Annotated in this window: 26 protein-coding genes; 11 read left to right on the top strand and 15 right to left on the bottom strand. The window is 68.4% G+C overall.

What is annotated here, in order from left to right; translation table 11 throughout:
• Positions 1-8: 8 nt before the first annotated feature.
• Positions 9-905: an SRPBCC family protein gene (locus tag H537_RS48790; protein ID WP_084150317.1), complete on the bottom strand. Its 897-nt coding sequence runs from the start codon at positions 903-905 to the stop codon at positions 9-11.
• Between the two features lie 431 nt (positions 906-1,336).
• Entirely contained in the window at positions 1,337-2,134 is a 798-nt protein-coding gene (locus H537_RS40650) for a DUF2182 domain-containing protein (RefSeq protein ID WP_051241597.1), read from the bottom strand.
• A 116-nt stretch (positions 2,135-2,250) separates the two neighbouring features.
• Here H537_RS40650 and H537_RS0102225 point away from each other — a divergent pair, with 116 nt between their 5' ends.
• Positions 2,251-2,865, top strand: coding sequence for a DUF1326 domain-containing protein (locus tag H537_RS0102225; protein ID WP_028996603.1), 615 nt, complete (start codon positions 2,251-2,253; stop codon positions 2,863-2,865).
• A 48-nt stretch (positions 2,866-2,913) separates the two neighbouring features.
• Complete coding sequence (locus H537_RS52260; RefSeq protein ID WP_156901329.1) at positions 2,914-3,363, top strand: hypothetical protein; 450 nt, start codon at positions 2,914-2,916, stop codon at positions 3,361-3,363.
• Between the two features lie 174 nt (positions 3,364-3,537).
• On the opposite strand, the gene H537_RS52255 is transcribed toward H537_RS52260, so the two are convergent.
• Positions 3,538-3,840, bottom strand: coding sequence for a hypothetical protein (locus tag H537_RS52255; RefSeq protein ID WP_156901327.1), 303 nt, complete (start codon positions 3,838-3,840; stop codon positions 3,538-3,540).
• A 122-nt stretch (positions 3,841-3,962) separates the two neighbouring features.
• On the opposite strand from H537_RS52255, the gene H537_RS48785 reads away from it, so the two are divergent.
• Both H537_RS48785 and H537_RS52250 read left to right on the top strand, forming a co-directional pair.
• Positions 3,963-4,565, top strand: a complete 603-nt coding sequence (locus tag H537_RS48785; RefSeq protein WP_084150315.1) for an MBL fold metallo-hydrolase — start codon at positions 3,963-3,965, stop codon at positions 4,563-4,565.
• Positions 4,565-4,945, top strand: a complete 381-nt coding sequence (locus tag H537_RS52250; RefSeq protein WP_156901325.1) for a hypothetical protein — start codon at positions 4,565-4,567, stop codon at positions 4,943-4,945. The genes H537_RS48785 and H537_RS52250 overlap by 1 nt, the downstream gene beginning before the upstream one ends.
• Positions 4,946-5,134: 189 nt before the next feature.
• On the opposite strand, the gene H537_RS40640 is transcribed toward H537_RS52250, so the two are convergent.
• The 4 genes from H537_RS40640 to H537_RS55335 form a co-directional block, all read right to left on the bottom strand.
• Positions 5,135-6,463, bottom strand: coding sequence for a cation:proton antiporter (locus tag H537_RS40640; RefSeq protein WP_064735885.1), 1,329 nt, complete (start codon positions 6,461-6,463; stop codon positions 5,135-5,137).
• A gap of 99 nt (positions 6,464-6,562) precedes the next feature.
• Positions 6,563-7,363: a formate/nitrite transporter family protein gene (locus H537_RS0102200; RefSeq protein WP_028996601.1), complete on the bottom strand. Its 801-nt coding sequence runs from the start codon at positions 7,361-7,363 to the stop codon at positions 6,563-6,565.
• 134 nt (positions 7,364-7,497) lie between these two features.
• Positions 7,498-7,851 carry a chloride channel protein gene (locus H537_RS55340; protein WP_028996600.1) on the bottom strand — a complete coding sequence of 118 codons (354 nt, stop codon included), beginning with the start codon at positions 7,849-7,851 and terminating at the stop codon, positions 7,498-7,500.
• Complete coding sequence (locus H537_RS55335) at positions 7,796-8,218, bottom strand: chloride channel protein (RefSeq protein ID WP_051241593.1); 423 nt, start codon at positions 8,216-8,218, stop codon at positions 7,796-7,798. The genes H537_RS55340 and H537_RS55335 overlap by 56 nt, the downstream gene beginning before the upstream one ends.
• Positions 8,219-8,236: 18 nt before the next feature.
• On the opposite strand from H537_RS55335, the gene H537_RS40630 reads away from it, so the two are divergent.
• Positions 8,237-8,770: a glutamate-cysteine ligase family protein gene (locus H537_RS40630; RefSeq protein WP_051241591.1), complete on the top strand. Its 534-nt coding sequence runs from the start codon at positions 8,237-8,239 to the stop codon at positions 8,768-8,770.
• 48 nt (positions 8,771-8,818) lie between these two features.
• Here the strand turns inward: H537_RS40630 and H537_RS52245 are convergent, their stop codons facing one another.
• On the bottom strand, positions 8,819-9,184 hold the full coding sequence (locus H537_RS52245; RefSeq protein WP_156901323.1) for a hypothetical protein: 366 nt from the start codon (positions 9,182-9,184) through the stop codon (positions 8,819-8,821).
• Here H537_RS52245 and H537_RS0102185 point away from each other — a divergent pair.
• Entirely contained in the window at positions 9,171-9,569 is a 399-nt protein-coding gene (locus H537_RS0102185) for a hypothetical protein (RefSeq protein ID WP_156901321.1), read from the top strand. The two genes, H537_RS52245 and H537_RS0102185, sit on opposite strands and share 14 nt — an antisense overlap.
• 42 nt (positions 9,570-9,611) lie before the next feature.
• Here the strand turns inward: H537_RS0102185 and H537_RS48770 are convergent, their stop codons facing one another.
• From H537_RS48770 to H537_RS0102170, 3 genes are all read right to left on the bottom strand, one after another.
• Entirely contained in the window at positions 9,612-10,580 is a 969-nt protein-coding gene (locus tag H537_RS48770) for a c-type cytochrome (protein ID WP_051241589.1), read from the bottom strand.
• Positions 10,577-12,346, bottom strand: coding sequence for a GMC family oxidoreductase (locus H537_RS0102175; RefSeq protein WP_028996597.1), 1,770 nt, complete (start codon positions 12,344-12,346; stop codon positions 10,577-10,579). Before H537_RS0102175 ends, H537_RS48770 begins: the two co-directional genes overlap by 4 nt.
• 91 nt (positions 12,347-12,437) lie before the next feature.
• Positions 12,438-13,148 carry a gluconate 2-dehydrogenase subunit 3 family protein gene (locus tag H537_RS0102170; RefSeq protein ID WP_028996596.1) on the bottom strand — a complete coding sequence of 237 codons (711 nt, stop codon included), beginning with the start codon at positions 13,146-13,148 and terminating at the stop codon, positions 12,438-12,440.
• 224 nt (positions 13,149-13,372) lie between these two features.
• Between H537_RS0102170 and H537_RS0102165 the strand changes: the two genes are divergently transcribed.
• Positions 13,373-14,332, top strand: a complete 960-nt coding sequence (locus tag H537_RS0102165; protein ID WP_028996595.1) for a mechanosensitive ion channel family protein — start codon at positions 13,373-13,375, stop codon at positions 14,330-14,332.
• A gap of 29 nt (positions 14,333-14,361) precedes the next feature.
• On the opposite strand, the gene H537_RS0102160 is transcribed toward H537_RS0102165, so the two are convergent.
• Genes H537_RS0102160 through H537_RS40610 form a run of 3 tightly spaced genes read right to left on the bottom strand, consistent with a single transcriptional unit; the run spans position 14,362 to position 16,522 of the window.
• On the bottom strand, positions 14,362-15,150 hold the full coding sequence (locus tag H537_RS0102160; RefSeq protein WP_028996594.1) for a potassium channel family protein: 789 nt from the start codon (positions 15,148-15,150) through the stop codon (positions 14,362-14,364).
• A gap of 11 nt (positions 15,151-15,161) precedes the next feature.
• The gene (locus H537_RS40615) at positions 15,162-15,716 is read right to left on the bottom strand and encodes a DUF421 domain-containing protein (RefSeq protein ID WP_051241587.1); all 555 of its coding nucleotides are present in this window, start codon (positions 15,714-15,716) and stop codon (positions 15,162-15,164) included.
• Between the two features lie 32 nt (positions 15,717-15,748).
• Entirely contained in the window at positions 15,749-16,522 is a 774-nt protein-coding gene (locus H537_RS40610; protein ID WP_043458074.1) for a PRC-barrel domain-containing protein, read from the bottom strand.
• Positions 16,523-16,777: 255 nt separating this feature from the next.
• Between H537_RS40610 and H537_RS0102145 the strand changes: the two genes are divergently transcribed.
• The 4 genes from H537_RS0102145 to H537_RS0102125 all read left to right on the top strand — a co-directional run bounded on the left by H537_RS0102145 (position 16,778) and on the right by H537_RS0102125 (position 21,097).
• Positions 16,778-17,233, top strand: coding sequence for an MgtC/SapB family protein (locus tag H537_RS0102145; protein WP_028996593.1), 456 nt, complete (start codon positions 16,778-16,780; stop codon positions 17,231-17,233).
• 62 nt (positions 17,234-17,295) lie between these two features.
• On the top strand, positions 17,296-18,492 hold the full coding sequence (locus H537_RS0102140; protein WP_156901318.1) for a hypothetical protein: 1,197 nt from the start codon (positions 17,296-17,298) through the stop codon (positions 18,490-18,492).
• A gap of 195 nt (positions 18,493-18,687) precedes the next feature.
• Positions 18,688-20,028 carry a DUF2254 domain-containing protein gene (locus H537_RS40605; RefSeq protein ID WP_051241585.1) on the top strand — a complete coding sequence of 447 codons (1,341 nt, stop codon included), beginning with the start codon at positions 18,688-18,690 and terminating at the stop codon, positions 20,026-20,028.
• 745 nt (positions 20,029-20,773) lie between these two features.
• Positions 20,774-21,097, top strand: a complete 324-nt coding sequence (locus tag H537_RS0102125; protein WP_028996591.1) for a DUF1840 domain-containing protein — start codon at positions 20,774-20,776, stop codon at positions 21,095-21,097.
• A gap of 116 nt (positions 21,098-21,213) precedes the next feature.
• Here the strand turns inward: H537_RS0102125 and H537_RS0102120 are convergent, their stop codons facing one another.
• Positions 21,214-22,143, bottom strand: coding sequence for a cation diffusion facilitator family transporter (locus H537_RS0102120; protein WP_028996590.1), 930 nt, complete (start codon positions 22,141-22,143; stop codon positions 21,214-21,216).
• Positions 22,144-22,186: the final 43 nt, after the last annotated feature.

The following is a 22,186-nucleotide window of genomic DNA, read 5'->3' as shown; positions in this document are numbered from 1 at the left end:
CGCAAGGATTACGAGCGCATCCCGGTGCCCTGCCAGGAGCCGGCCGTAGCGCCGGACACCGAGGTGCGCCCTGGCATGTTGCCGGCCTGTCCGCTTTCGATGAACGACTTCATGCGCTCGAGGTCCTGCTCCAACTCCTGCCGCGGGTTGCGGCCGAACAGGCTGGCCACCGCATGGCCCAGGCGCCCAGCGGGCGGGGTATAGGACATCCACACCGTGGCCCGCGTGCCGGCCGCTGACGGCTCCAGGCGCACGCGGCCTGCATGCTCCACCGTGCTGCCGGACTCGCTGCGCCAAGCCAGCACCCGGCCGCGCTCGTGCTCGGTGAGCACCGAGTCCCACTCGATGCGCACACCGACCGGACCCTTGACGACCCAGTGCGAGCGATCGTGGTCCAACGGGCGCACCTCCTCGACCATCGACATGAAGCGTGGAAAGTTCTCGTACCGGGACCAGACGTCGAACACCTCTTCGGGCGAAGCTGCGATCTGTATCGACTGCTCCAGTTCGATCGGCTCTCCGCGTACGGTGCGACCCAGCTCGCGGCGCGTGTCCCGGGAAGCCAGTGCTTTCACCGCGAGGGTCACGCCCACTGCGCCGACAAGCAGGCCCAGCATGGACAGGGCATGCCCGCGCTCATGGGCATCCAGGCGAGAGGCATCGCGGTCTGACATCGCGTAGGGTCGCCGATCGAAACGCGCGGCGAGGTCCTCGCCCACAGACTCGACCCTTTCCTTCTGCTCATGACCGAACTCGGCGACGTGGTCGCGTACCGACGCGAGCTTCCTGTAAGCCGCCGCACGCCGCCGCGCGCCCATCTGCGGGTCGAAGGCATAGGCGAGCAAGGCGCCAACCTTGAGGCCCACCAACAGTTGCGGAATTCCCCAGCTCTTGAACCGACTCATCTGACACCTCCTGTTCTGGACGGAGCACAGGAGGCGAGCAAAAGAGATGCCCCGGCTCGCGGGTACACCCGTTCGCTGGCACTGCACACCGGCGGCGGGTGCCTGTACAACAAACGTATGGCCTATCCGCCTGGATGCCCCCGGTTTGCTACCGAGCGGGCGCACCCGCTACGCGAGCCCGCCAACGGGCCGGCCGGCAACCGTTGAAATGCTCTCTTCCATGCCGACAGAATCCTGCTCGCGGAGTATGGGTGTGGCCGCTGCTGTCCAACGAACACAACCGGTGAACCGATGGCTGCCGGCACGGTGCAGGTTCGACGCCGCCGTTCTGCGTAATTACGCATAGGAGTCCATGGTGGCTTGCGGCCGCATACGCCGTTGACTGAGGACAGCACATCGCCCAGGCGCTGCGGCGCCCGGACGATGACCGGTCAGCCCGCAGCCATGGCCCACTTGGCGAGCCCGGTCAGGATCAGCGCTACGCCCAGGCCGGATGACAGGCGTTGCCCGCCGGGCACCAGTTTCTCGAGCCCGACTCCAATTGATACCGCCGCGATCCAGGCCAGATTCATCACGCCACCGACAAAAAGCAAACCCATCAACGCCCAACAGCAGCCCAGACAAAACAAGCCATGACGCGCGCCCATGGCAAAAGCTCCCCACTTGCCGGGACGCCACTCGCCGAGCAGGAATCCCAGCGGGGTGCGGCAGCGCGACAGGCATAGCCGCTTGAGCGGCGAGAATTGATAGACACCGGCCAACAGCAGCAGCGCGCCGGTGAGCCAGTCCGACCTGCTTACCAACATCATGTCCACCCAGCCCAGCGCCTGGAACGCCCACTGGGCGGCGGCTGCCGCTGCGCTGAAGGCGAACCAGACGGCCAGGTAGGCGGCGACGAAGCTGCGCCCGCGTGCTGGCTCGCCACTGCGCGCACTGAGATCGACGAAAGTCAACGTCATCGGCAGTGCCGATGGCAGCATCATGGCCGCCATCATCACTGCCCACATGCACAGAATCGCCAGCAGGTTGGCTGGGCTCCACGCCGGCGAGCGGGGCATCGTCAGCCGCGCAAGGGGGTGCGTCATGTCGAGCGCGATCCAGGCCAGAAGCATCCAGCCAAGCAGCGCCATGACCAGGATGCCCAGCGTCAGACGTGGCCAGCGCGAGCCAAGCGCGAGCGTGCCTTGCGCGGCGCTGGTCGCCGAGTATTGTCCCCGAGGACTGCTCATAGCCCCTCCTGTCCCGTCACGACCACCTTGAACCTGCCGGCGCGACAACCTACGCTGACTATCAAGGTCAGCGGCAGGCCGCAGTGGCAAGGCCGCATTGGCCCAGGAGTTTGACCATGGCCACTTGGAGCGTCGAGGGCGAGTACATGGAAACCTGTAACTGCGCCTTTGTCTGTCCTTGCATCACGTCCAACCTTGCAGCGCAACCGACCGAGGGTGACTGCAAAGCCGCCATCGCGCTGCGCATCGACAAGGGGCAAAACGACGGTGTGGCCTTGGATGGCCTGGCGTTCATCGTCGTGATGCACGCACCCGCGGCCATGGGCGAGGGCAACATCACGGTCGGGTTGATCGTTGACGATCGCGCCTCGGACGCCCAACTCGGCGCCATCACCGCAATCGCCTCCGGGGCCGCAGGCGGGCCCATGGCTGCATTGGCTCCGTTGATCGGTCGTTTCGCCGGTGTGCAACGACGGTCGATCCAGTTCGAGATCGATGGCCTGAAGCGCTCGGTACAAGCAGGCGAGCTCGTTGATCAGGCCTGCGAGGGCATACCCAGCGCAGTGGCTCCCGGCGATGCCATCGTGGTCGACAACACGGTCCACCCTGTGAACCGTCGGCTGTCGCTGGCCAAGGCGACGCGCAGCAGCCTGCACGCCTTCGGCATCGAATGGGACGACGTCCTGGGCGACCGCAACGCCCACTTCGCGCCGTTTTCGTGGTCGGGCTGATCCCTTCGCGTGTCGGAACTGGTCGCGGCTCGCAGCTGTCCGAGAACAATGGACCGCAGTTCCAAGTCGACGCCGAGTGCCGGCAGCCAAGAGGGCTGGGAAAGTTCCGGTGGCCTGCGGCCCGTGCTGGCAGCAGGCATTGCGTTGTTGGCGCTGCTGATGGGGTGCGAACGGTCGACCGAGCGCCGGGCGCAATTACCCGCTGATGTCCGATCCGCTTGCACGCCTGCAGCGCGCACTGTGGAAGCAACACTGCGGCGCTTCGAGTGCAACGACGAGAAGTGTTGGCTGGAGGTTGAACTGCCCGATAGCCGTGTCGTGAGTGAGGTGTGCGAAGCGCCGATTTGCGTGCGGTGGCTCGACAACGGTGCCCGGCTACCGTTGGATCTGATAGGTCGCCGTGCGTGCATCGAACTGCGCCCGACAACGATCTTCATTGGAGCCGATGAGGACCCGATGGAGGCACAGGAATTCCGGCGCATTACGCTGTTCGAGTGAGCGTGCGTGTCACGCATACCAGCGCTGCGTGTGGTGAGCAGCAGGCCCCCCACGCCCCATGGTCCGCCACTTTCTCTCGCAGAAGACGCCTACGTACGCCAGCGCACCGATGCACCGGCGTGATGCTCATAACCTGCAATGCCAATTCGTGACCGTGAGGGCCGCTTGGTGCTTTCAGCAGGGCAGTGTCCTTGATGCGCCACGGCGCCGCCGAAACACGATCATCAGGACACGTGGCAGGCTGCGTCGGTCTGGTTGCTGGTCATCGCGCCTGCGGTCGATCCAGCCGCCCCGTTGTTCTGGATCGCCGTGGCTGTTTCGGTGCAACGTGCTGCTGGCATCCAACAGTAGTGCCCGCGGTTGACCACGGCCGGTATGGCGGTCTTGCTCTGCTGTGCAGGAACCCATGAAGATCACCGCGTTGATGTCATGTTTCACGCTGGCCATGGCCAGCTTGATGTGCGGCTGCTCGTCCACAGGCAGTGCCGTGGCGCGCTCCGGGCGCTGATGCCACCCCGTCACCGGCGCGCATCACCGTGCTCTACGACGCCTTCGGCCGCGACCCGGCGCTGCACAAGGACTGAGGCTACAGCGCCTTCATCGAGGCCGGCGGGCGGCGCATCCTCTTCGACACCGGCAACTCCGCCGAGGAGCTGGGGGCCAACGCGCGCGCCAAGGGCGTGGACCTTTCCAAGCTGGACTTCGTGGTGATGTCGCACCGTCACGGCGACCACATGGGCGGCTTGGCCTACGTGCTGCGCGTCAACCCGAACGTGAGCATCTACGCGCCCAAGGAAGGCTTCGGGGTCTACGGCGCGGACCTGCCGTCAAGCTCCTACCGGCGCGACGAGTCATTGCCGGCCGAGCGGCGCTACTTCGGCGGCCAGCCGCCCGAGACGCTACGCTTCGGTGCAGCATGGCCGCAGGGGCACTTCAAGCTCATCGACAAGGCCACCGAGATCGCCCCCGGCGTTCATCTCATTGCGCTCGTGTCGGACAAGCCCGGCACGCTGGAGCTGCGCGATCTCTCGCTTGTGCTGGACACGCCCGACGGCTTGGTGATCGTGGTGGGCTGCGCATACCCGGGCATCGATCGCATCCTGGAGACAGCCCTGAAGATCAACCCGCGCATCGCGCTGGTGGTGGGCGACCTGCGCCTGGTGGTGGCCAAGACGAGGAGATCGCCCGCATCGCCACGCTGATGCACGACACCTATCACGTCGGCTGGACGGCCCCTGGTCACTGCCCCGGCAAGTCCACTCTCAAGGCGCTGCAGGCAGTCTTTGGCGACCACGACCTCTATGCCGGCGTGGATAGCCGCATCGACCTGGGCGCCATGCCGCGCTTGGCGGCCGCAGAGGCCGCCGCTCCATGGCCCAAGCTGACTTTGCCGATTGGCGCCGGCTGCTGGCCGGAAGTGACGACGCCGTTCCCACAAGAGTCGCTGGTGGTAGCAGCGCTGAGGAAATCACCGGCCTGGAGGAAATGCCTGCCACCGCTGCGATCGTGCCACAGCGGTAAGCGCGCAGTGCCCAGGCGAATGAACCGCCTGATGCGGCAGCGCGCTGATCGCGGGATGTGATCAGCTCGTCTGGTGAGTCGCTGCCCGCACTGCGGTGCGGGCGTGCGACAAGCATCGCGCGGTACGTCCTTACGCATGCCGCCCATCTCCGGCATTCGCCTGCGCCATACCCAAGGAGCAGGACAAAGGTTTGCAGGGCTGGACGGGCCGAGGCATTGGCGCACATGGGGTGTCGTTGCTTGATGCCTGTCACCTACCGGGACGACTACTACTCGGGTGGCCGGTGGTCGCTGGCCGGACCGGATCGCTGCGGTTTTCGCGGTCGCCCGCAGGGTTGGGGGTGGACTGGCACACGGAAGCCTTGACCACTTTGCCGATGGACAGGCCCTGCACCAGCACGGAGAACACGACCACCGCGTAGGTCAGCGGCACCAGCAGCTCCCGCCCGCCGCTCTCGGGCACTGACAACGCCAGCGCCACCGAGATGCCGCCGCGCAGACCACCCCAGGTCAGCACCCAGGGCGAGCCGCCGGGCAGCTTGAACCAGCGCGGCGCCAGCGCCACCGGCAGGCCCACCGTGAGGCTGCGCGCCAGCAGCGTGACGGCGATGGCGACGGCCACCGCGCCCCAACTGCCCGGGCCGAAGGAGATGAGGATCACCTCCATCCCGATCAGCACAAACAGCACCGCGTTGAGGATCTCGTCGATCAGTTCCCAGAACAGGTCCACGTGGTGCCGGGTCTTGTCCGACATGCCCAGCGCCCGGCCGTGGTTGCCCACCACCAGGCCGGCCGCCACCATCGCCAGCGGTGCCGACACGTGCAGGTGCGCCGCCAGCGAGGAGCCGCCGGCCACCATGGCCAGCGTCAGCAGCACCTCGACCTGGTAGTGGTCGATGCTGCGCAGCAGCACGAAGGTGGCCCAGCCGAGCGCCAGGCCCAAGGCCAGGCCCCCACCGGCCTCGTGCAGCAACAACAGGCCGACCTCGCCCGCGGTCGGCACGGTGCCGCTGGCGGCGATGCCCAGCAGCAGCGCGAAGATCACCACGCCCACGCCGTCGTTGAACAGCGACTCGCCGGCGATGACCAGTTCCACGTCACGCGGCGCGCCGGCGGACTTGAGGATGCCCAGCACCGCGATCGGGTCGGTGGGCGAGATCAGCGCGCCGAAGAGCAGGCAGCTCAGCAGCGGCAGCTGCCAGCCCGCCAGCGGCAGCACTGCCCACAGCGCGACGCCCACCACCAGCGTGGACAGCAGCGTGCCGCCCACCGCCAGCGCCGCGATCTGCCAGCGATAGCGGCGCAGCTCGCTCAGGTCGATGTGGAGTGCGCCAGCGAACAACAGCAGCGACAGCATCCCTTGCAGCAGCACATCCGAGAAGTCGATAGAGGCCATCAGGGAAGCCTCGAAGTCCCGCAGTCCGGGCAGCCAGCCCAGCAGGTCCACCCCGATCAGCGCCACCGACAGCAGCAGCGCGGCGGCCATGACGCCAATGGTGGTGGGCAGCCCGACAAAGCGCTGGTTCAGGTAGGCCAGCAGGGCCGTGACCACGAGGCAGATGGCGGCGATATCGAGCATGGGATGCACGGATGCAATGCGATGCGGGCGCGCGTGACGGACCGCAACGATGGGTTTACGGTAGGGGCTGGAAGAAAGCGGCCGTGCCCAGAGCGGCCTTCAGACTTCCTTCATCACCTGGGCATGCGAGATCAGGGCAAACAACGCGGTGCCGCCAATCACATTGCCCAGCAGAACGGGCAGCGTGAAGCGCACAAGCATGTCCAGCGCGTCGAGCTCGCCCGTGAGCAGCAACAGGAACGCTTCGGCACTGCCGGCGATGATATGGGCGAAGCCGCCGACGCCGATCAGGTAAGTCATCAGCGTGACGACGTGAAACTGTGCCACCCCGGCTGCCGGGATCAGCCACACCATCGCCGCCATCAGGTAGCCCGCGGTGATGCCCTGCACGCCCAGGGCCAGCGCGTCATGCCGCATCGCATGGCGGCTGGTTTCCAGCATAGCTAGGCGCAGTGCGTCATCGACCGCTGGCGTGAACGCGAAAAACAGCGCCGCCAGCAGCGTGCCAACCAAGTTGGCCACCAGCACGATGCTCCAGATGCGCAGCGCGCTGGCCAGCTTGTGGCGGTCGGGCTGCTGGAGCAGCGGCAGCAGCACGGTGATGGTGGTTTCCGTGAAGAGCTGCTGGCGCGACATCACCACCATCAAAAAGCCCACGGGGTAGCCAAGCGCGATGACCAGCTCGCGCCACGGCGCCTCAGGCAGGTGCTGGCGCAGCACCGCCTGCGCCAGCAGCGAAAAGCTCATCGACAACCCAGCCGCCAGCCCCGACCACCACAAGGACACGGCCGGCCGCGCCATCTCCTGTTCGCCCAGGCGGCGCACGGTTTCGTAGATCACCGGGGTACGCGGTGTCGTCTGCTCCTCGACCTTGTCGGCCTCTTCCTGATCCTTGTCCATGGCTGTGCTGCTGGCAACGCGCAAGCCCTGGTGGCAGCAAACGACACACCCCGAAGCGGTTCGGCGGACCTCGGCCCACGCTGCAGGCGTGCATCGCGCGGAACCTCCACGGCCTGCGGGGCACGACTCCAGTATCAACAGCATGCAGGCCGCGCCTGCGGCGCTGCAGGCGACAAGCATCCGGCGCGCTCGATGTAGGGCAGCGAGAGCAACTCGTACAGCGGATGGCCGATCCAGCGCGACACCAGGCTGGCACCCAGCGCGGCCGCCATCAGGCTCAGCACCATGGCGTGGCCGTCCACCATCTCCATCACGATGATGAAGGTGATGAAGGCCGTCATCGGCGCGCGAGTCACTGCGGCCAGGAACGCGGCCATGCCCAGCGCGACCAGCGGCGCCGCATTGGTCTGCGGGCCCCAGAGCAGCGCAATGTCATGGCTGATGCCCGCGCCGATGACCAGCGACGGGGCAAAGATGCCATTTGGCACGCCGGACCAGGCCGCCAGCCACGTCGCCGAAGCGGAACAGCACGTACAGGCCGGGACATCGCCGGAGCCCTCCCAGCAGGCCTCGGGTGTACTCGTAGCCGCTGCCCCAGCTGGTACCGCCGCTGGCCAGTCCCAGCCCGGCGATGGCCAGCCCGCATGCACCGGCGAAAGCCACCGGATGCCGCCGCCACGGCGCGATACGGCCCTGCGTACCGGTCAACGAGGCATGCAGCAGCCGCGCGAAGACTCCACCGGCCAGGGCGCTGGCCAGGACCACGGCAACGCCCGACCACAGCCAGCCCGCAGCCGTGGCAGGCACGCGAATCACGCCAAAGTACGCGGCGTTGCCGAAGGCCGAAATGCCCACGACGCCAGCCTCGGCCTGGTGGCGCGCCACCGGCGCATCGCGCTGACGCAGACGCAGCGCAACTTCGGCGCGCTGGGAGACCTGCTGGCGGTGGCGCTGTTCACCTACACCGTCATGACCCTCGAATGGCACCGCGTCGCGGCCGGCGTGGGGCTGGCACTGACGGTGGTCGTGTTGCGCTCACTGGTCAAGGTGGCGTGCGTCACGGCGCTGGCGCATGCCAGCGGCAGCTCCTGGCACAAGGGGCGCCGCCCGCGGAGCAGGAGTAACCTCGTCTACAACTACAACCGTTTCCAGGCCTGCCGCTTCGGCCTGGATGGCACGCTGGTCGATCCCAAGGTCTATGCGTCACGCTCGCTGCGCGAGGACATGCAGGCCACGCTGCAGCGGCTGGCGCCGCATGCCGACACGCTGGGCTCACAGGTAGCGCTGGAGCTCATCCGCGAGCTCACTGAAGTCGGCAACCACGCCTCATACCTGCGTGCCCAATACCGGGAGCGAGGCAGTGCCGAAGGGATGGTGGAAGCCGCCATCACGGGTTTCAGGCGCTGAAGCCATGGCGGCCCGGCGCGGTGGCCACGCGCCATCGTCGGACCGTGCTCAGCTGTGTTGGTCACTGCGCTGGCCGCCCTGGTTGTTGCCTTGGCGCTCATTCGTCGGGGTGCCCGTCGGGTCGCCGGCGGGCCCGGTGCGGGTCATGCCGGGCGGGTGTTGCCCCTGGCCGGTGGACTGGCTCTGCTGGTTGCCCTGTGTGCCGCTGGTCGATGGCTTCCGTTGCTGCTGGTTGCTGCTTATGTCCGGCTCCTGAGTAAGGTTGCAGGGACAAGGAAACAGCAATGGACATACCGTCGAGCAGCGTGCAGCCGCTATCGCACCCTGGCTTGACGCACGAGGCACCGCCATGCCGGTGAAGGGCTCCACGGGTGTGCCTTCAGCCTTCTGGCTGGCATGGTTGACCGTGCTCATCGCGGCCATGCTGGCGATGGGTCTGGCCCCATTTCTCGCACCGGAGCTGGTGCTGCGGGGCATGTCGCTGCTGGTCTTCGTGAACCCCGATGTCCTGGGCCGCTTGGGCGCGCCGGTGCTGGGCTACCTCTTGTTCGTGCACGCCGTCATAGGCGCGATCATGACGGGCTGGGCAGCCTTGCTGCTGCTGGTCGTGCGCGGGCCCTACGCCCGGGGCTCGCGCAGCGCCTGGCGGGCTATCGCGCTGTCCGTGCTGGCCTGGTTCGTGCCGGGCACGCTGTTGTCGCTGTGGGCCGGCGTCTGGCTCAACGTGAGCGTGAACCTGCTGTTCCTGGCACTGTTTGCGGTGCCGCTGGCCGCGACACGGCCCACCCGCGCGCGATGAGCCCGGCCGCCCATCTGCGCCCTGGGCGGTTTTGTCTGCGGACTACGGCCGGCTGCCGCCCCCGCCGGGTCCCTGCGCGCCGCCCATGACCGGCGTGCCCTGCTCACTGCCCTTGCCCTGCATGGCCTGCTCGCCGCCGGCGGCGCTGGCGCCGCGCGGGCCCGACACCACGGCACTGGCGGCTGCGGCTACCGCCGTCGCGGGCTTGACATCGCGCGGGCGGGTGGGCGGCGGTAGCGTGGCGTAGTAGGCCGCTACGGCCTGGGCGTCCTGGTCGCTGAGCGCCTTGCCCACCAGTGGCATCTGCCCGCTGGGGTCGTTGCGGCGCATGCCGTCGCGCCAGGCGGCCAGGGTGCCTTGCAGGTAGGCCGCGTGCTGCCCGGCCAGGTAGGGGAAGAGGCGCCCCTGGCCCAGGCCGTCGGGGCCATGGCAGTTGGCGCAGGCCTGCAGTCGCAGCGACTGCTCGCCCACCGTGGCGAGCTGCCGCCCGCGCCCGCCTGCCGCCGTACCCGGGGTGCTAGCGCCCGCCGTGGCGGCCGGGGCCGAAGCCGCCAGCGAGGCGTAATAGGCCGCGCCGGCTTGGCGTTGCTCGGCCGTCATGGCCTTGGCGATGGGCCCCATCACGGGGTGCTGGCGGCTGTCGTCGCCATAGCTTTGAAGCTCGTGCAGCAGGTAGCCGTAGCTCTGGCCGGCGATGCGCGGAAAGCCCCCGGCCGCGTTGCCTTCGCCCTGCGCGCCATGGCAGCTGGAGCAGGCCGCCACGGCGCCGCCGCCGCCCTTGCTGGCGAGCTGGGCGCCGGCGCTGCGCTGGGCGTCGGTGGGTCGCGCATCGGCCATCGGCGCCAGGATCGGCCCGCTGGCCGCACCCACCGGGCTGGCAGCCGAGGCGGGCGCGGAGACCGACGCAGCCGCCGAGGCCGGCGCCGCGCTGTCGGGCGCCTGCGCGTCACGGCGGCCGCAGCCGCCCAGCAGTGCCAGCGCTGCAACGAGTACGGGCAGGGCGCGTTTCATGACACGAGCGGCCCGGGGGCCTTCAGGTAGCGGTTGACGATGGCATCCGCGCTCCAGTAGGCCAGCGCGCCCACGGTGTCGGTCGGGTTGTAGGACGCGTTCTGCGGGAAGTTGGAGGCGCCGATCACGAACACGTTAGACACGTCCCAGCTCTGCAGGAAGCGGTTGACGGTGCTGGTGGCGGGGTCGGTGCCCATCACGGTGCCGCCGGTGTTGTGCGTGGTCTGGTATTGCGTGCTGGTGTAGGGCCCCTTGCGCGGGCTGCCCTCCACCAGTTTGCCGCCCATGGCGCGGCCGATCTCCTCGGCCTTGCCAGTGATGTAGGCCGACATCTTCAGGTCGTTGGCGGGGAAGTCGAAGGTCATGCGCAGCAGCGGCAGGCCCCAGGCGTCCTTGTAGGTCGGGTCCAGATCCAGGTGGTTCTGCGGCGCGGCGCTGGAGCTGCCGTGCACGTTGAGCACGCAGGTGTGGTTGTAGTGCTCAGCCACGGCGCGCTTCCAGGCCGAGCCCCAGGCCGGCGTGCCCGGCGGCGTGGGGTGGAACTCGATGGGGCGGCCGTGGCTCATGACCTCGCCGACGTAGGCCCCGCCGACGAAACCCGGCGGGCCGTGGTCGAAGTTGTCGCTGACGAAGTCGGAGATCACCGTGCCACAGGCGCCCGAGCGCATGAAGGGGTTGATGTTCACGCTCCCGTCGAAGAAAACCTGCACCGCACTCATGGTCTGGTAGGCATAGTTGCGCCCGACCACACCCCGGCCCGTGGCCGGGTCGTAGGGCATGCCGATGCCCGACAGCAGCAGCATTCGCACGTTGTTGAGCGCGAACATGCCCACGATCACCAGCCGCGCCGGCTGCTCGAACTCGCGCCCGGCCGCATCGACGTAGGTCACGCCAGTGGCGCGCTTCTTGGCCTTGTCGAGGTTGATGCGCAGCACCTGGCACTGCGTGCGCAGGGTGAAGTTCTTGTCCTTGAGCAGCACCGGCAGCAGCACCGTTTGCGGCGAAGCCTTGGCGTAGTGCTCGCAGCCGAAGCGTTCGCAATAGCCGCAGAACATGCAGGTGTTCAGCTGCAGGCCCTCGGGGTTGGTGTAGGGCTGACTGAGGTTCGACGAAGGTTGTGGGTACGGGTGGTAGCCCAGCGAGGCCGCGGCCTTGCGGAACATGGCCGAGCCGTAGGGCTCCTTCATCGGCGGCGTGGGGTAGTGGCGCGAGCGCGGGTCCTCGAAGGGATTGCCGCCGTCGAGCTTGCGCCCCTGCAGGTTGCCGGCGTGGCCGCTGACGCCCAGCAGGTACTCGAAGCGGTCGTAGTGCGGCTCCATCTCCGTGGCCGTGACGCCCCAGTCCTGCACCAGCAGGTCGGCCGGGATGAACTTCTCGCCGTAGCGCTGCACGATGCGGCTGCGCCACTGGAAGTCGGTGTCCTGGAAGCGGTAGGTCTGGCCGTTCCAGTGCACCGCCGCGCCGCCCAGCCCGGTGCCGGGCAGAAAGCTCTCCCAGCGCCGCATCGGCAGCGCCACCTGCGCGTCGGTGTTGCGGAAGGTGACCGTTTCGCGCGTGTTGTCCTGCATCAGCGCCTTGCGCACCGCGAAGCGCAACTCGTCGTGCATGACCGTGCCCTGGAAGTCGGGCACCGTGAAGCGCGGCTCGCCGCGCTCCAGCCCCACGACCTTGAGCCCGGCGCGCGTGAGCTCGCGCCCCAGGATGGAGCCCACCAAGCCCACACCCAGCAGGACAGCATCGGCTTCGGGCAGACGGGTGGCGGCCATGTCAGCGCCCCCCGTGGCGGTGGCCCGAAGGAGGCGTGGCCGGCGTGCTCCGGGCCGGCGCGGTGGCCGGGATGTTGGCATGCACGTGCACCTAGCCCGCCTGCTCCGAGAGGCTGCGCGGCGTGGCGGCGAAGGCTACGCCGTGCCGGTCCACCAGATCGTAGAACGCGGCGTAGGCGCCGGGGAAACCGATCATCCGCCACGCCGCCATGTCGCGGTTGCCGCCGTACACCGGGTCGCAGAAATAGCCCTCGATAGTCATGCCCAGCAGCGACTCGAAGAACACGTCCGAGGGCACGCCGGCGAGGTCGCGCTGGGTAGTCTGCAGCAGCGTCAGGTATTCGTCCTGCTGCGCCCCGTCCATCTGCTCGAAGGCCGGGCGGCCGTTCTTCTGCAGGTCCTCGCGGATGCCGCGCAGCGCGGTGCGAAAGAGCTCCGCCGGCGTGAAGGGCAGCTGGTAGCCCTGCGTGGGCAGGCCCGGCTGCCAAGGGCCGGCGCGGTACAGCCGCTCGCCGGCGCCCCAGGCGCCGTGGATCTGCTTGTCCAGGTAGCCTGGCACGCCGGCCTCCAGCGCGCTGGGTCCGACCTCGTCGGGCGGGATCAGCCGCTGCACCGCCGCCTCGATGAAGGCGGCCTCGGGCGCATTGAAGAACAGGTACATGTCGCCGGCTGCAGGCCCTGAGGGCGCCGGCGCGGCAGCCGGCGCGGGCAAAGCCGGCCCCTGGGCCGTCTCGGCCGCGCCGGGCACGAGCGCGGCGGCGCCGCTGACCTGGAGAAAGATGCGTCGGGACAAGCGGGCCATGGCACAGCTCCGGGAATTGCAGGTCCGCGCGCGGGCAATCGGTGCGCCTTCGATGGGCGCGCCTGCAACGCAGCGTCGGCACTGGTGTGAGCTACCCGGGTGGCCTGATGCAAGAGCCCTGACGTTAAGCGCGCGGCCAGCCTGCGCCACCGGCGCTTGGTGCCACGACGTCCCGGGCATGGGAACCGTGCTTGCCTTCCAGGGCGTCCACCGTGGGGTTCACGATGCAACTGTTTGGCATCCGTCTGGTCGGCATCAACGAGGTCACCGGCCACAAGCTGCTGCTCACGCTGATACTGATTGCCGTGCTGGCGCTGCTCGGCGTGGCGCTGGGCGCGCTCATCCGCGCGCTCACCACCCACGCCGGCGCGCGCCGCGAGCGCGTGCGCTTCTGGGCCCGCCAGGGCCGCAGCCTGCTCATCGCCGTCGTCGGACTGGTAGGCGTGCTGTCGATCTGGTTCGACAACCCCGGAACGCTCACCACCGCGGTGGGCCTGGTCACCGCCGGCCTGGCCTTTGCGCTGCAGAAGGTGGTCACCTCGCTGGCGGGCTACTTCGTGATCCTGCGCGGGAAGAACTTCACGGTGGGTGACCGCATCACCATGGGCGGCGTGCGCGGCGACGTGGTGGCGCTGGGCTTCATCCAGACCACCATCATGGAGATGGGCCAGCCGCCGGCCGTGCAGGGCGCCGACCCGGCGATGTGGGTACGCAGCCGCCAGTTCACCGGCCGCATCGTCACGGTGGCGAACTCGAAGATCTTCGACGAGCCCATCTACAACTACACGCGCGAGTTCCCCTTCATCTGGGAAGAGATGACACTGCCCATTGCCTACCGCGACGACCGCGCGCGGGCCGAGGCCATCCTGCTGGAAGCCGCGCGCAAGCATGCCGTGCGCGCCGAGGACATGCCTTCCGAGTTGCGCGAGCGGCTGCAGCATCAGTACCACGTGAGTCCCGCCGACTTCGAGCCGCGCGTGTACTGGCGGCTGACCGACAACTGGCTGGAGCTGACCGTGCGGCTGCTGGCGCGTGACCATGGCGTACGCGGCCTCAAGGACACGATGAGCCGCGAGGTGCTGGCTGCGCTGGACGCCGCGGGCATCGGGCTGGCCTCGGCCACCTTCGAAGTCGTGGGCCTGCCGCCGCTGCGCATCCAGCGCCAGCCGCCGCAGCAGGGCTGAGAAGCCCCGGTGGCGGCCTGGCTCCTAGGTCACCGCCGCTGTCGCGCCAGCTCCTCGCGCAGCGCCGCCACCTCGCGCCGCAGCGCCTCGATCGCCTGCGCGCTGGGCAGCTCGCCTTCCTCGCTCTCGGCATCGCGCCCGACGAAGTAAGTGGCCAGCGTCGCCGTGACGTAGCCGAACACCGCGAAGGCGTAGAGCGCCAGCAGCACGCACAGCGCCCGGCCCTCCGGCGTCTCGGGCCAGTACTGCGAGCCCATGGTGGTCATCATCATCGCCGTCCACCACAGCGCCTCGCCGTAGCTGCGCAGGCCGCCCTTGACCTCGCTCTCGAAGGCGTACATGCCGGCCGCCCCGGCGAAGGTCACCAGCGCGGTCAGCAGCACGACGTAGCCGAAGCCGCGCCGTCCGAAGCTCGCGCTCAGCGCGCGGATGCCGCGGTTGAGCGAGCCCACCACCCGCACCAGGCGTACGCCGCGCGCCGCGCGCAGCAGCCGGGCCAGGCGAAACACGCGCAGCGCCGGCAGCAGCAGCGACACCGCCGTGAGCCAGTGCGTGCGCAGGTAGCGCAGCTTGTGCGGCGCGATGGTGAGCTCCACCAGGAAATGCACCACGAACACGGCCCAGATCACGGTGCTGGCCGTCTGCAGCAGCGGCGGCAGCCCGCGCGTGAGGTCCAGCACCAGCAGCGCCAGCCAGACGAAGCTCAGCACCAGCATCGGCGTGTCGAGCAGGTCGGCCACGCGGTGCAGCAGGTCCGCGCGCTCGGCCTCCACGGCCTCGTCGTCCGGGGCGGGCGGGGCAGGCCGGGGCGCGGACATGGCGTGGAGCCTCAGGAGGGATCGGTCCGGGGCACGGAGTGGCGCCGGGCCTCGGCCTGGGCGCCCTGCACGTGCGCCAGCGCCGTGCGCGGGCCGTCCACGGGCGCACGGATGACGTTGAGGCTGCCGTCCGTCTCCAGCACCACGGCGGCGACCTCCTCCAGGCGCCCGATGCCCTGCTGGCGCACGGCCGAGCGCAGCTCGTCCTCCGTGACCCGCTCGCGCTTCATGGCGCCCTGCAGGAAGCGGCCCTCCAGGAACAGCAGGCTGGGCTCGGACTTGACCAGCCGGCTCACGCGCGGCGAGCGCACCGACAGCCAGGTGAGCGCGCCCTGAAGCAGGACGAGCAGCGCCAGCGCCGTGAGCCCTTCGGCCAGCGCCACGTCCTTGGACAGCAGCACGGTGGCCAGCGTCGAGCCCAGCGCCACCGTGACGATCAGGTCGAAGGCGTTGAGCTTGGACAGCGTGCGCTTGCCCGTGACGCGCAGCAGCAGCACCAGGGCCGCGTAGGCCAGCGTGCCGAGGACGAGGATGCGTGCCAGTGGCATCCAGCCGTCGAAGAACATGTCGGGCCTCCACGCAGTTGCGTGCCGTGTCCTTATTCCGAGCGCTCGAAGTGGCGCTGCACGCGCAGGAACTGTTCTTCCCGCAGTGGCGCGCCACGCTGGTACGGCGGGCTGGATTCCACCGCCGCACGGGACAGCCTTACCTGGGCGCGCCGTTCGCCCCAGTCGATGTGCTCGATCCACCGCGGTGCGATCAGCACCTGCCGGCCGGGCAGCCAGTGCCCTGTGTCCACGACCACGAACGCGATGCTCCAGGAGCGCTCATCGAACACGAAGTCGTCGATGTGGCCGATGCTGCCGTCGCTGGCCTCGATGTGGTAGCCGGTGACTTCGGCGCTGCTGCGCAGGTGCGGGTCGTCGTCGGCACGCTGTGCCCGCATCTGCTCCGCGATGCCGGGAGGCAGCCCGGCACCGGACGACGGTGGCGCCAGCACCGTGCCGGCCAGCGTTGGAAGCGCGCTCACGCCCCACAGCGAGCCGCCGCTCCACCAGTACGGCCAGCCGTAGTGGTCGTAGATCGCCATCTCGTGCTGGCGCGACACCGGGCGCGCAGTGTCGACGTCCGGTGCGCTCTCGACCTGTCCGCGCTCCAGTGCCACCTCGATGCAACGCCGGGCGTGGTCGATGCGCCGCACGGCATGCGGCGAGACCAGCACCTTGCGCCCCGTCAGCCAGCCCCCCGTGTCGACCACGAGATGGCGGATCGTCCAGTGCCCGTCGTCGAAATACGCTTCCTTCGCGTGGCCGATCTCGCCATCGGGCGCCACCAGCGCGAAACCATCGAGCTCCTTGAGGCTGTACGGCATGGCTCTCTCCCGGTTGCGGTCACCGTAGCCGAGCAGCATGCGTGCCTGTGCCCGCGCCGCACTGCGGCGTTCGGCACTGCCGGCGTACGTCCGGGCTGCATGTCCGAGGTACATGCCTTGCTTGAGCGCCGTGCGGGTGAGCAGGCGTTGAGAAAAGGCAGCTCACGAGGACCTGCCGACACAGCCCGCGAAAGTCGGCATCGATACGCAGCAGTTTCACCGGCGCGGTTGCCGTGCAGCGTGGAAAGGGCAGGGATGCTTCCTTCGTTCGATTGGGAAACCGTGCTGCGGGTCTCGGCACAACTGCTGCTGGCTTACGTGCTCAGCCTGCCCATCGCATTCGAACGCGAGAAGGCGGCCCGCAGCGCCGGGCTGCGTACGTTTCCGCTCGTCGCGATGGCGAGCTGCGGCTACATGCTCTTCGCCGAAGGGCTGTTCGAGGATTCCCCGGAGGCGCAGTCACGGCTGGTCCAAGGCTTGATGACGGGCATCGGCTTCATCGGCGGCGGCGCCATCCTCAAGTCCGGTGCGACGGTCCATGGCACCGCGACGGCAGCGAGCATCTGGAATACAGGGGCCGTTGCGGCTGCGGTGGCTTACGGACGCTATGAGATCGCTGTCGTACTGAGCGCCATGAATTATCTGACGCTGCGCGTGCTCGGCCATTTCAAGTACGAACAAGAGGCACAGAGAAACGACAAGGGCTCCTGATGAAATCAAGCAAAGACACGATGAGGCGCTTGTCGGCCACTCGCCTTGGCGCAGTGCTCGCCATGGCCCTGGCGCTGGCTGCGTGTGCGACACCCGGAAATATTGCGGACCAGGCCCTGGAAGCCAATAGGGCCGTGGAGGACAGCCAGAATCGGGTGCTGTTGCTCAACATCATCCGTGCGGCGCAGGGCAAGCCTTTGTATTTCACCAGCTTGGATCAGCTGGTCGGCCCGCTGGGTGCTGGACAGGTTTCGGCCGATCTGACCCTGCCTTTCGACCCCTCAACCGGAAAATCCCTTGGACTGAACTTCACACCGCAGAGACCCAATTACAATATTTCGGTGCAGGACAGCCGGGAATTCATGCGAGGTTTTCTCAGCCCCGTGCCACCGGGTATTTTTGGCTACTATTTGCGTCGCCAGGGTTGGTCGCCCGTCACGATCCTCAAGCTCTTTGTGCAGGACGTGCTCATCGTGGATGCACAGGGCGTTGCCCGGCGGCGCTATGCCAACGATCCGCACGCCCAGGCGTCCCTTGCTGAGTTCGAACATCTGGTGGACAGGTTGGGCGCTTGCGACCTGAGGGTGCGCATGGAAACCAGGAAGAGGGCCTACGGTCCGGCCGTGAGCGTTGATGAGCTCTCCTCCATAAAAGGCAGCCAAGATGGGGAAATCTATTTCGAACCGCAGGAGTCGGATAACCAATCCTCTGAAAAATCGCGCCATTATCGCCCCTATCTGCTGTTCAGCAGGGTCATTCTCGACATGGTCAGCCAACCTGCCTCACCGCCGTGCGTAGGTATTCCGGACGATACAGGTGGTCATGTCGGGCAGGCCGGGTTCATGTATGGGAACAAGCTGGACAAGGAGGCGCGTGATCTGTTGTACACAGTTCCCGATCACTCCGATGCAGGCCAGAGGGGGTTGCGCAACGCCATCATCACGCTGCGCTCTACGGAAGCCATGATTCAGTATCTGGGCAGTTTGAGCAGGCAGGCACTGCCAGGTTCCGGGCAGCCTGGCGATATATCGACTGCCGGGGAGCCCGGAAACCGGATCTTCGAAATCCAACGGCTTGGCGCTGAAGGTCCGGGGCAAGTACCCGGCGACAGCGTGTCGCTGAGCTACCTCGGCCATACCTACTACGTGGCTGCCAGCAGCCAGTCGATGCAAGTGTTGACGCTGGTGTCGCAGGTCATCGGGCTGCAAAAGGAAGCCGCCCAATTCCCCGGCATCAGCACGTTCAGGGTCCTGCCTTGACGCGCGGTCCGCCGCACGAAGCGCGTTGATCGGACAGGCCGACGCGGCGCCGGCTTGGTCCAGCAAGCCGCAGCCGCTCATCGTAGTGGCCGGCCCCGGTCGCAGGGGGCTTGTCTTGTCCTGGGCGGCCGGCGTGCACGTCAAGACCGACCAGGCGCATACCGCGGGCGCAAGGGTTGCCCCAGGTGCCGCGCAATGAGTCCGATCCGAGAGCTGTGGCTGCGCCTGCAGGCGAGCCTGTGGTTCGTGCCGACGCTGGTCGTGGCCGGCTGCATGGCCTTGGCAGTGCTGCTGGTGGAGTCGCACGGCTGGGTCGAGGCCGACCTCGCAGCGCGCTGGCCGCGCCTGTTCGGGGCCGGCACCGACGGCGCGCGCAGCATGCTCTCGGCCATCGCCACGTCGATGGTCACGGTGGCCGGCGTGGTGTTCTCGATGACGCTCGTGGCGCTGTCGTTGGCGTCGAGCCAGTACTCACCGCGGGTGCTGCGCAACTTCATGAGCGACCGCCCGACGCAACTGGTGCTGGGCGTGTTCGTGGGCATCTTCGCCTACTGCCTGGTGGTGCTGCGCACGGTGCGCAGCGACGACGACGGTCCCGGTTTCCTACCCTCGCTGGCGGTGATGGGCGGCGTGGTGCTGGCGCTATTCGGCGTGGCGATGCTGATCTACTTCATCCACCACGTGGCCACGGCGATCCAGGTGTCCTCCATCCTGGAGCGCATCGCGGGCGACACCATCCAGGCCATCGACCGGCTGTTTCCGCAGGCAGTGGGCAAGGATCTGCCCGCAGAAGAAGCTTGGCAGGGGAGGCTGCCGCAGCGCTGGTGCGAGGTCGCGGCGCCCGCAACAGGCTATCTGGTGGGCGTGGACGATGCCGGGTTGCTTGATTTCGCCGTGAAGCGCCAACGCGTGGTGCAACTGGCCCACTGCATCGGCGACTTCGTGATCCAGGATCGGCCGCTGGCGCAGGTCAGCGGCACCGAGCCGCTCGACGCCACCGATGCCCGCGCGCTGTGCCGGCTGTTTTCCCTGCAGCCGCAGCGCACCGTGCACCAGGACGCGCCCTATGGCGTGCAGCAGATCGTGGACGTGGCGCTCAAGGCCCTGTCGCCCGGCATCAACGACCCCACCACGGCGGTGATGTGCATCGATCACCTGTGCGCGCTGCTGGTGCGCTTGGTGGGGCGCCATGCACCGTCGCCGTACCGCAGCGACGAGCAAGGGTTGCGCGTGGTGGCCCGCGGGCCGGATTTCGAGGCCCTGGCGGCGCTGGCCTTGGATGCCATCACTGAGCACGCGCGCGGTGACGTCGAGGTCTTCACGCGTCTGCTGCACACGCTCGAAACGCTGGCTGCCTGCACGGCAGAGCCCTCGCGCCGGCAGGCGCTGCAGCGCCGCCTGGTGTTGGTCGCGGATGCCATGGCGCGCACCGTCGAATCACCGCTGCGGCGCGAGGGCCTGCTAGCACGGGCGTGTACGCTGGCATCGCAGCTTGACGCTGCGGACGCTACAGGAGCTCGGCCGACGGCAGGCTGAGCCGGTTGCCAAGCCCTAGCGCTGGCCGGGCAGCGGGCTGCCCTGTGAGCCTGTTGGCATTCCTTGCAGTTAATTTGTACAAATGCACATGAGCCGCGGGATGGTTCACTGTCTGGACGCATGTGGGTCCTGGCTCCGCAAGCCACTGACGGCCGCATCACCGCCAGGCGCTGATGCCGCCATCAAGTTGATCGTCAAGAACCACCTCGGGCGGCGCTGACGCTGCCGAGGCGAGGCTCATGGGTGTCCCGCTTGCCTTGATTCGCTTGCAACGTGCCCCGGCCATGCACCGCGCAACCGCCGAGGGCCCGCACATAAAGGAGACCTTGCCATGACTGTTAACACCGATCGCCCTGCGTGCCCGAAGCCGCTAGTGCGCTGGCTCAGCGGGCTGAGCCTGGCTGCTTTCCTGGTTCCGATTGCCGTGGCACAGAGTAGCCCGGGCCTTGCTCGGTCTACCCCGGGTCCGGCTGCCGCGGTGCCGGCACAGTCGGTGGCGTCCGGCACGCCAGCCGGCGGCAACAAGGCAGGCAAGCCGCCGGTGGCCCGGGCCGCTGCGCAGGAGCATGCCGTCGTCGACAAGCCGGCAAAGGCCGGTACGCAGGCGGGCGCCGTCACGACCCCGGCGTCGGCACCTGGCCACGGTACGCAGCAGCGCTGATGTCCGCTGCGGATGCGCCCAAGCGCGGTCAGCGCCGCCTGGGCGCATGCCAGGATCCATTCCAACTCGACGACAGGCCAGACCATGCTCTACAAGTTCAAGTCCAAAGCGGCCGGCGACGTGGTGATGCTCGGCCCGAACGGCGACCAGTTACTGCGGCTGTTGGGGCGCGAGCCGGCGCCCCAGGGAATTTTCGAAGTCGCGGACATGCCGGCGCTGCGCGCCGCGCTGGAGCAGGCGGTGCTCGTGGAAGAGGCTGAACAGGCCAGGGCGCAGGCCGAGGCCGCCGCCGAAGGGCACCGCTTGCCGGTGCACGAGGGTGTCGGCCTGCGCCAGCGTGTGTGGCCGCTGCTGGACATGATGAAGCGCGCCGAAACCGCCCATCATCCGATCGTCTGGGGCGTGTAGCGGCCGGGCCGTCGAGTATCGCCGCGCGCCTGAGCCTCAGGGGGCCGGGACGGGCAGCTTTGGCCCGGCGCGGGCTCGATGGAAGTCAGGGCGTGCGGCCCGTGCGTTCCTCCTGCTCAGTGCGCGTGGCCTGCGTGGACGTCGGTGGTCGGACCATACGCATGCGGCGCGTCGGCCTGCTCGCAGGGCTCCTGCTCCACCTGAACCGTGGCATGGTGCAGGCCCCAGCGCCGCGCAGCCAGCTCGCGCACGCGGTGCATCAGCGCGAAACCGTCCTGCGCCATCGGCGTGCACACCACGTGCACGCTCAGGCTGGCCTTGCCGCTGGCGATCGACCACACGTGCAGGTCATGCACGTCGGCCACGCCCTCCATGCCGCGCAAGCCCTGTTCGATCTCGCCCAGGTCCAGCCCTTCGGGCACGCCTTCGAGCAGCACATTCAGGCTCTCGCGCAACAGTTGCCCGGTGCGCGGCAGCACCCACAGCGCGATGGCCACCGCCACCACCGAATCCACCCAGGCCCAGCCGGTGAAGCGGATCACGAGCGCGCCGGCGATCACGCCCAGCGAGCCCAGCATGTCGCTCCACACCTCCAGGTACGCGCCCTTGACGTTGAGGTTCGACTCCTTGCCGCCCGAGAGCAGCCGCATGCCGATGAGGTTGACTGCCAGGCCGGCCACGGCGATCCACAGCATCAGGCCCGACTCCACCGCCGCCGGCGCGTGCAGGCGCTGCCACGCCTCCCACAGGATGTAGGCCGCGGCCACGATCAGCAGCACGGCGTTGAAGGCCGCGGCCAGGATCTCGAAGCGGTGGTAGCCGAAGGTGCGGCGCGCATCGGCCGCCCGCCGGGCGACGCGCGTGGCCGCCAGCGCGATGGCCAGCGCCGCCGTGTCGGTGAACATGTGCGCCGCGTCGGACAGCAGCGCCAGGCTGTCGGCTAGCAAGCCGCCGACGACTTCCGCCACGAGAAATCCCGTGGTCAGCAGCAGCGTGGCCTTGAGCGCGCGCTCGTTGTCGCTGCCGTGGTGGTGCGTGTGGGCCATGGAAGTCTCCGCCTTGGCCAGGCTCAGGCAACGGCCGTACCTT

It is taken from the genome of Azohydromonas australica DSM 1124, from assembly GCF_000430725.1.
In the GTDB taxonomy this organism is placed as follows: Bacteria; Pseudomonadota; Gammaproteobacteria; order Burkholderiales; family Burkholderiaceae_C; genus Azohydromonas; species Azohydromonas australica.
The sequence above is the reverse complement of the archived record's forward strand: the minus strand, read 5'-3'. Positions and strand labels throughout refer to the sequence as shown.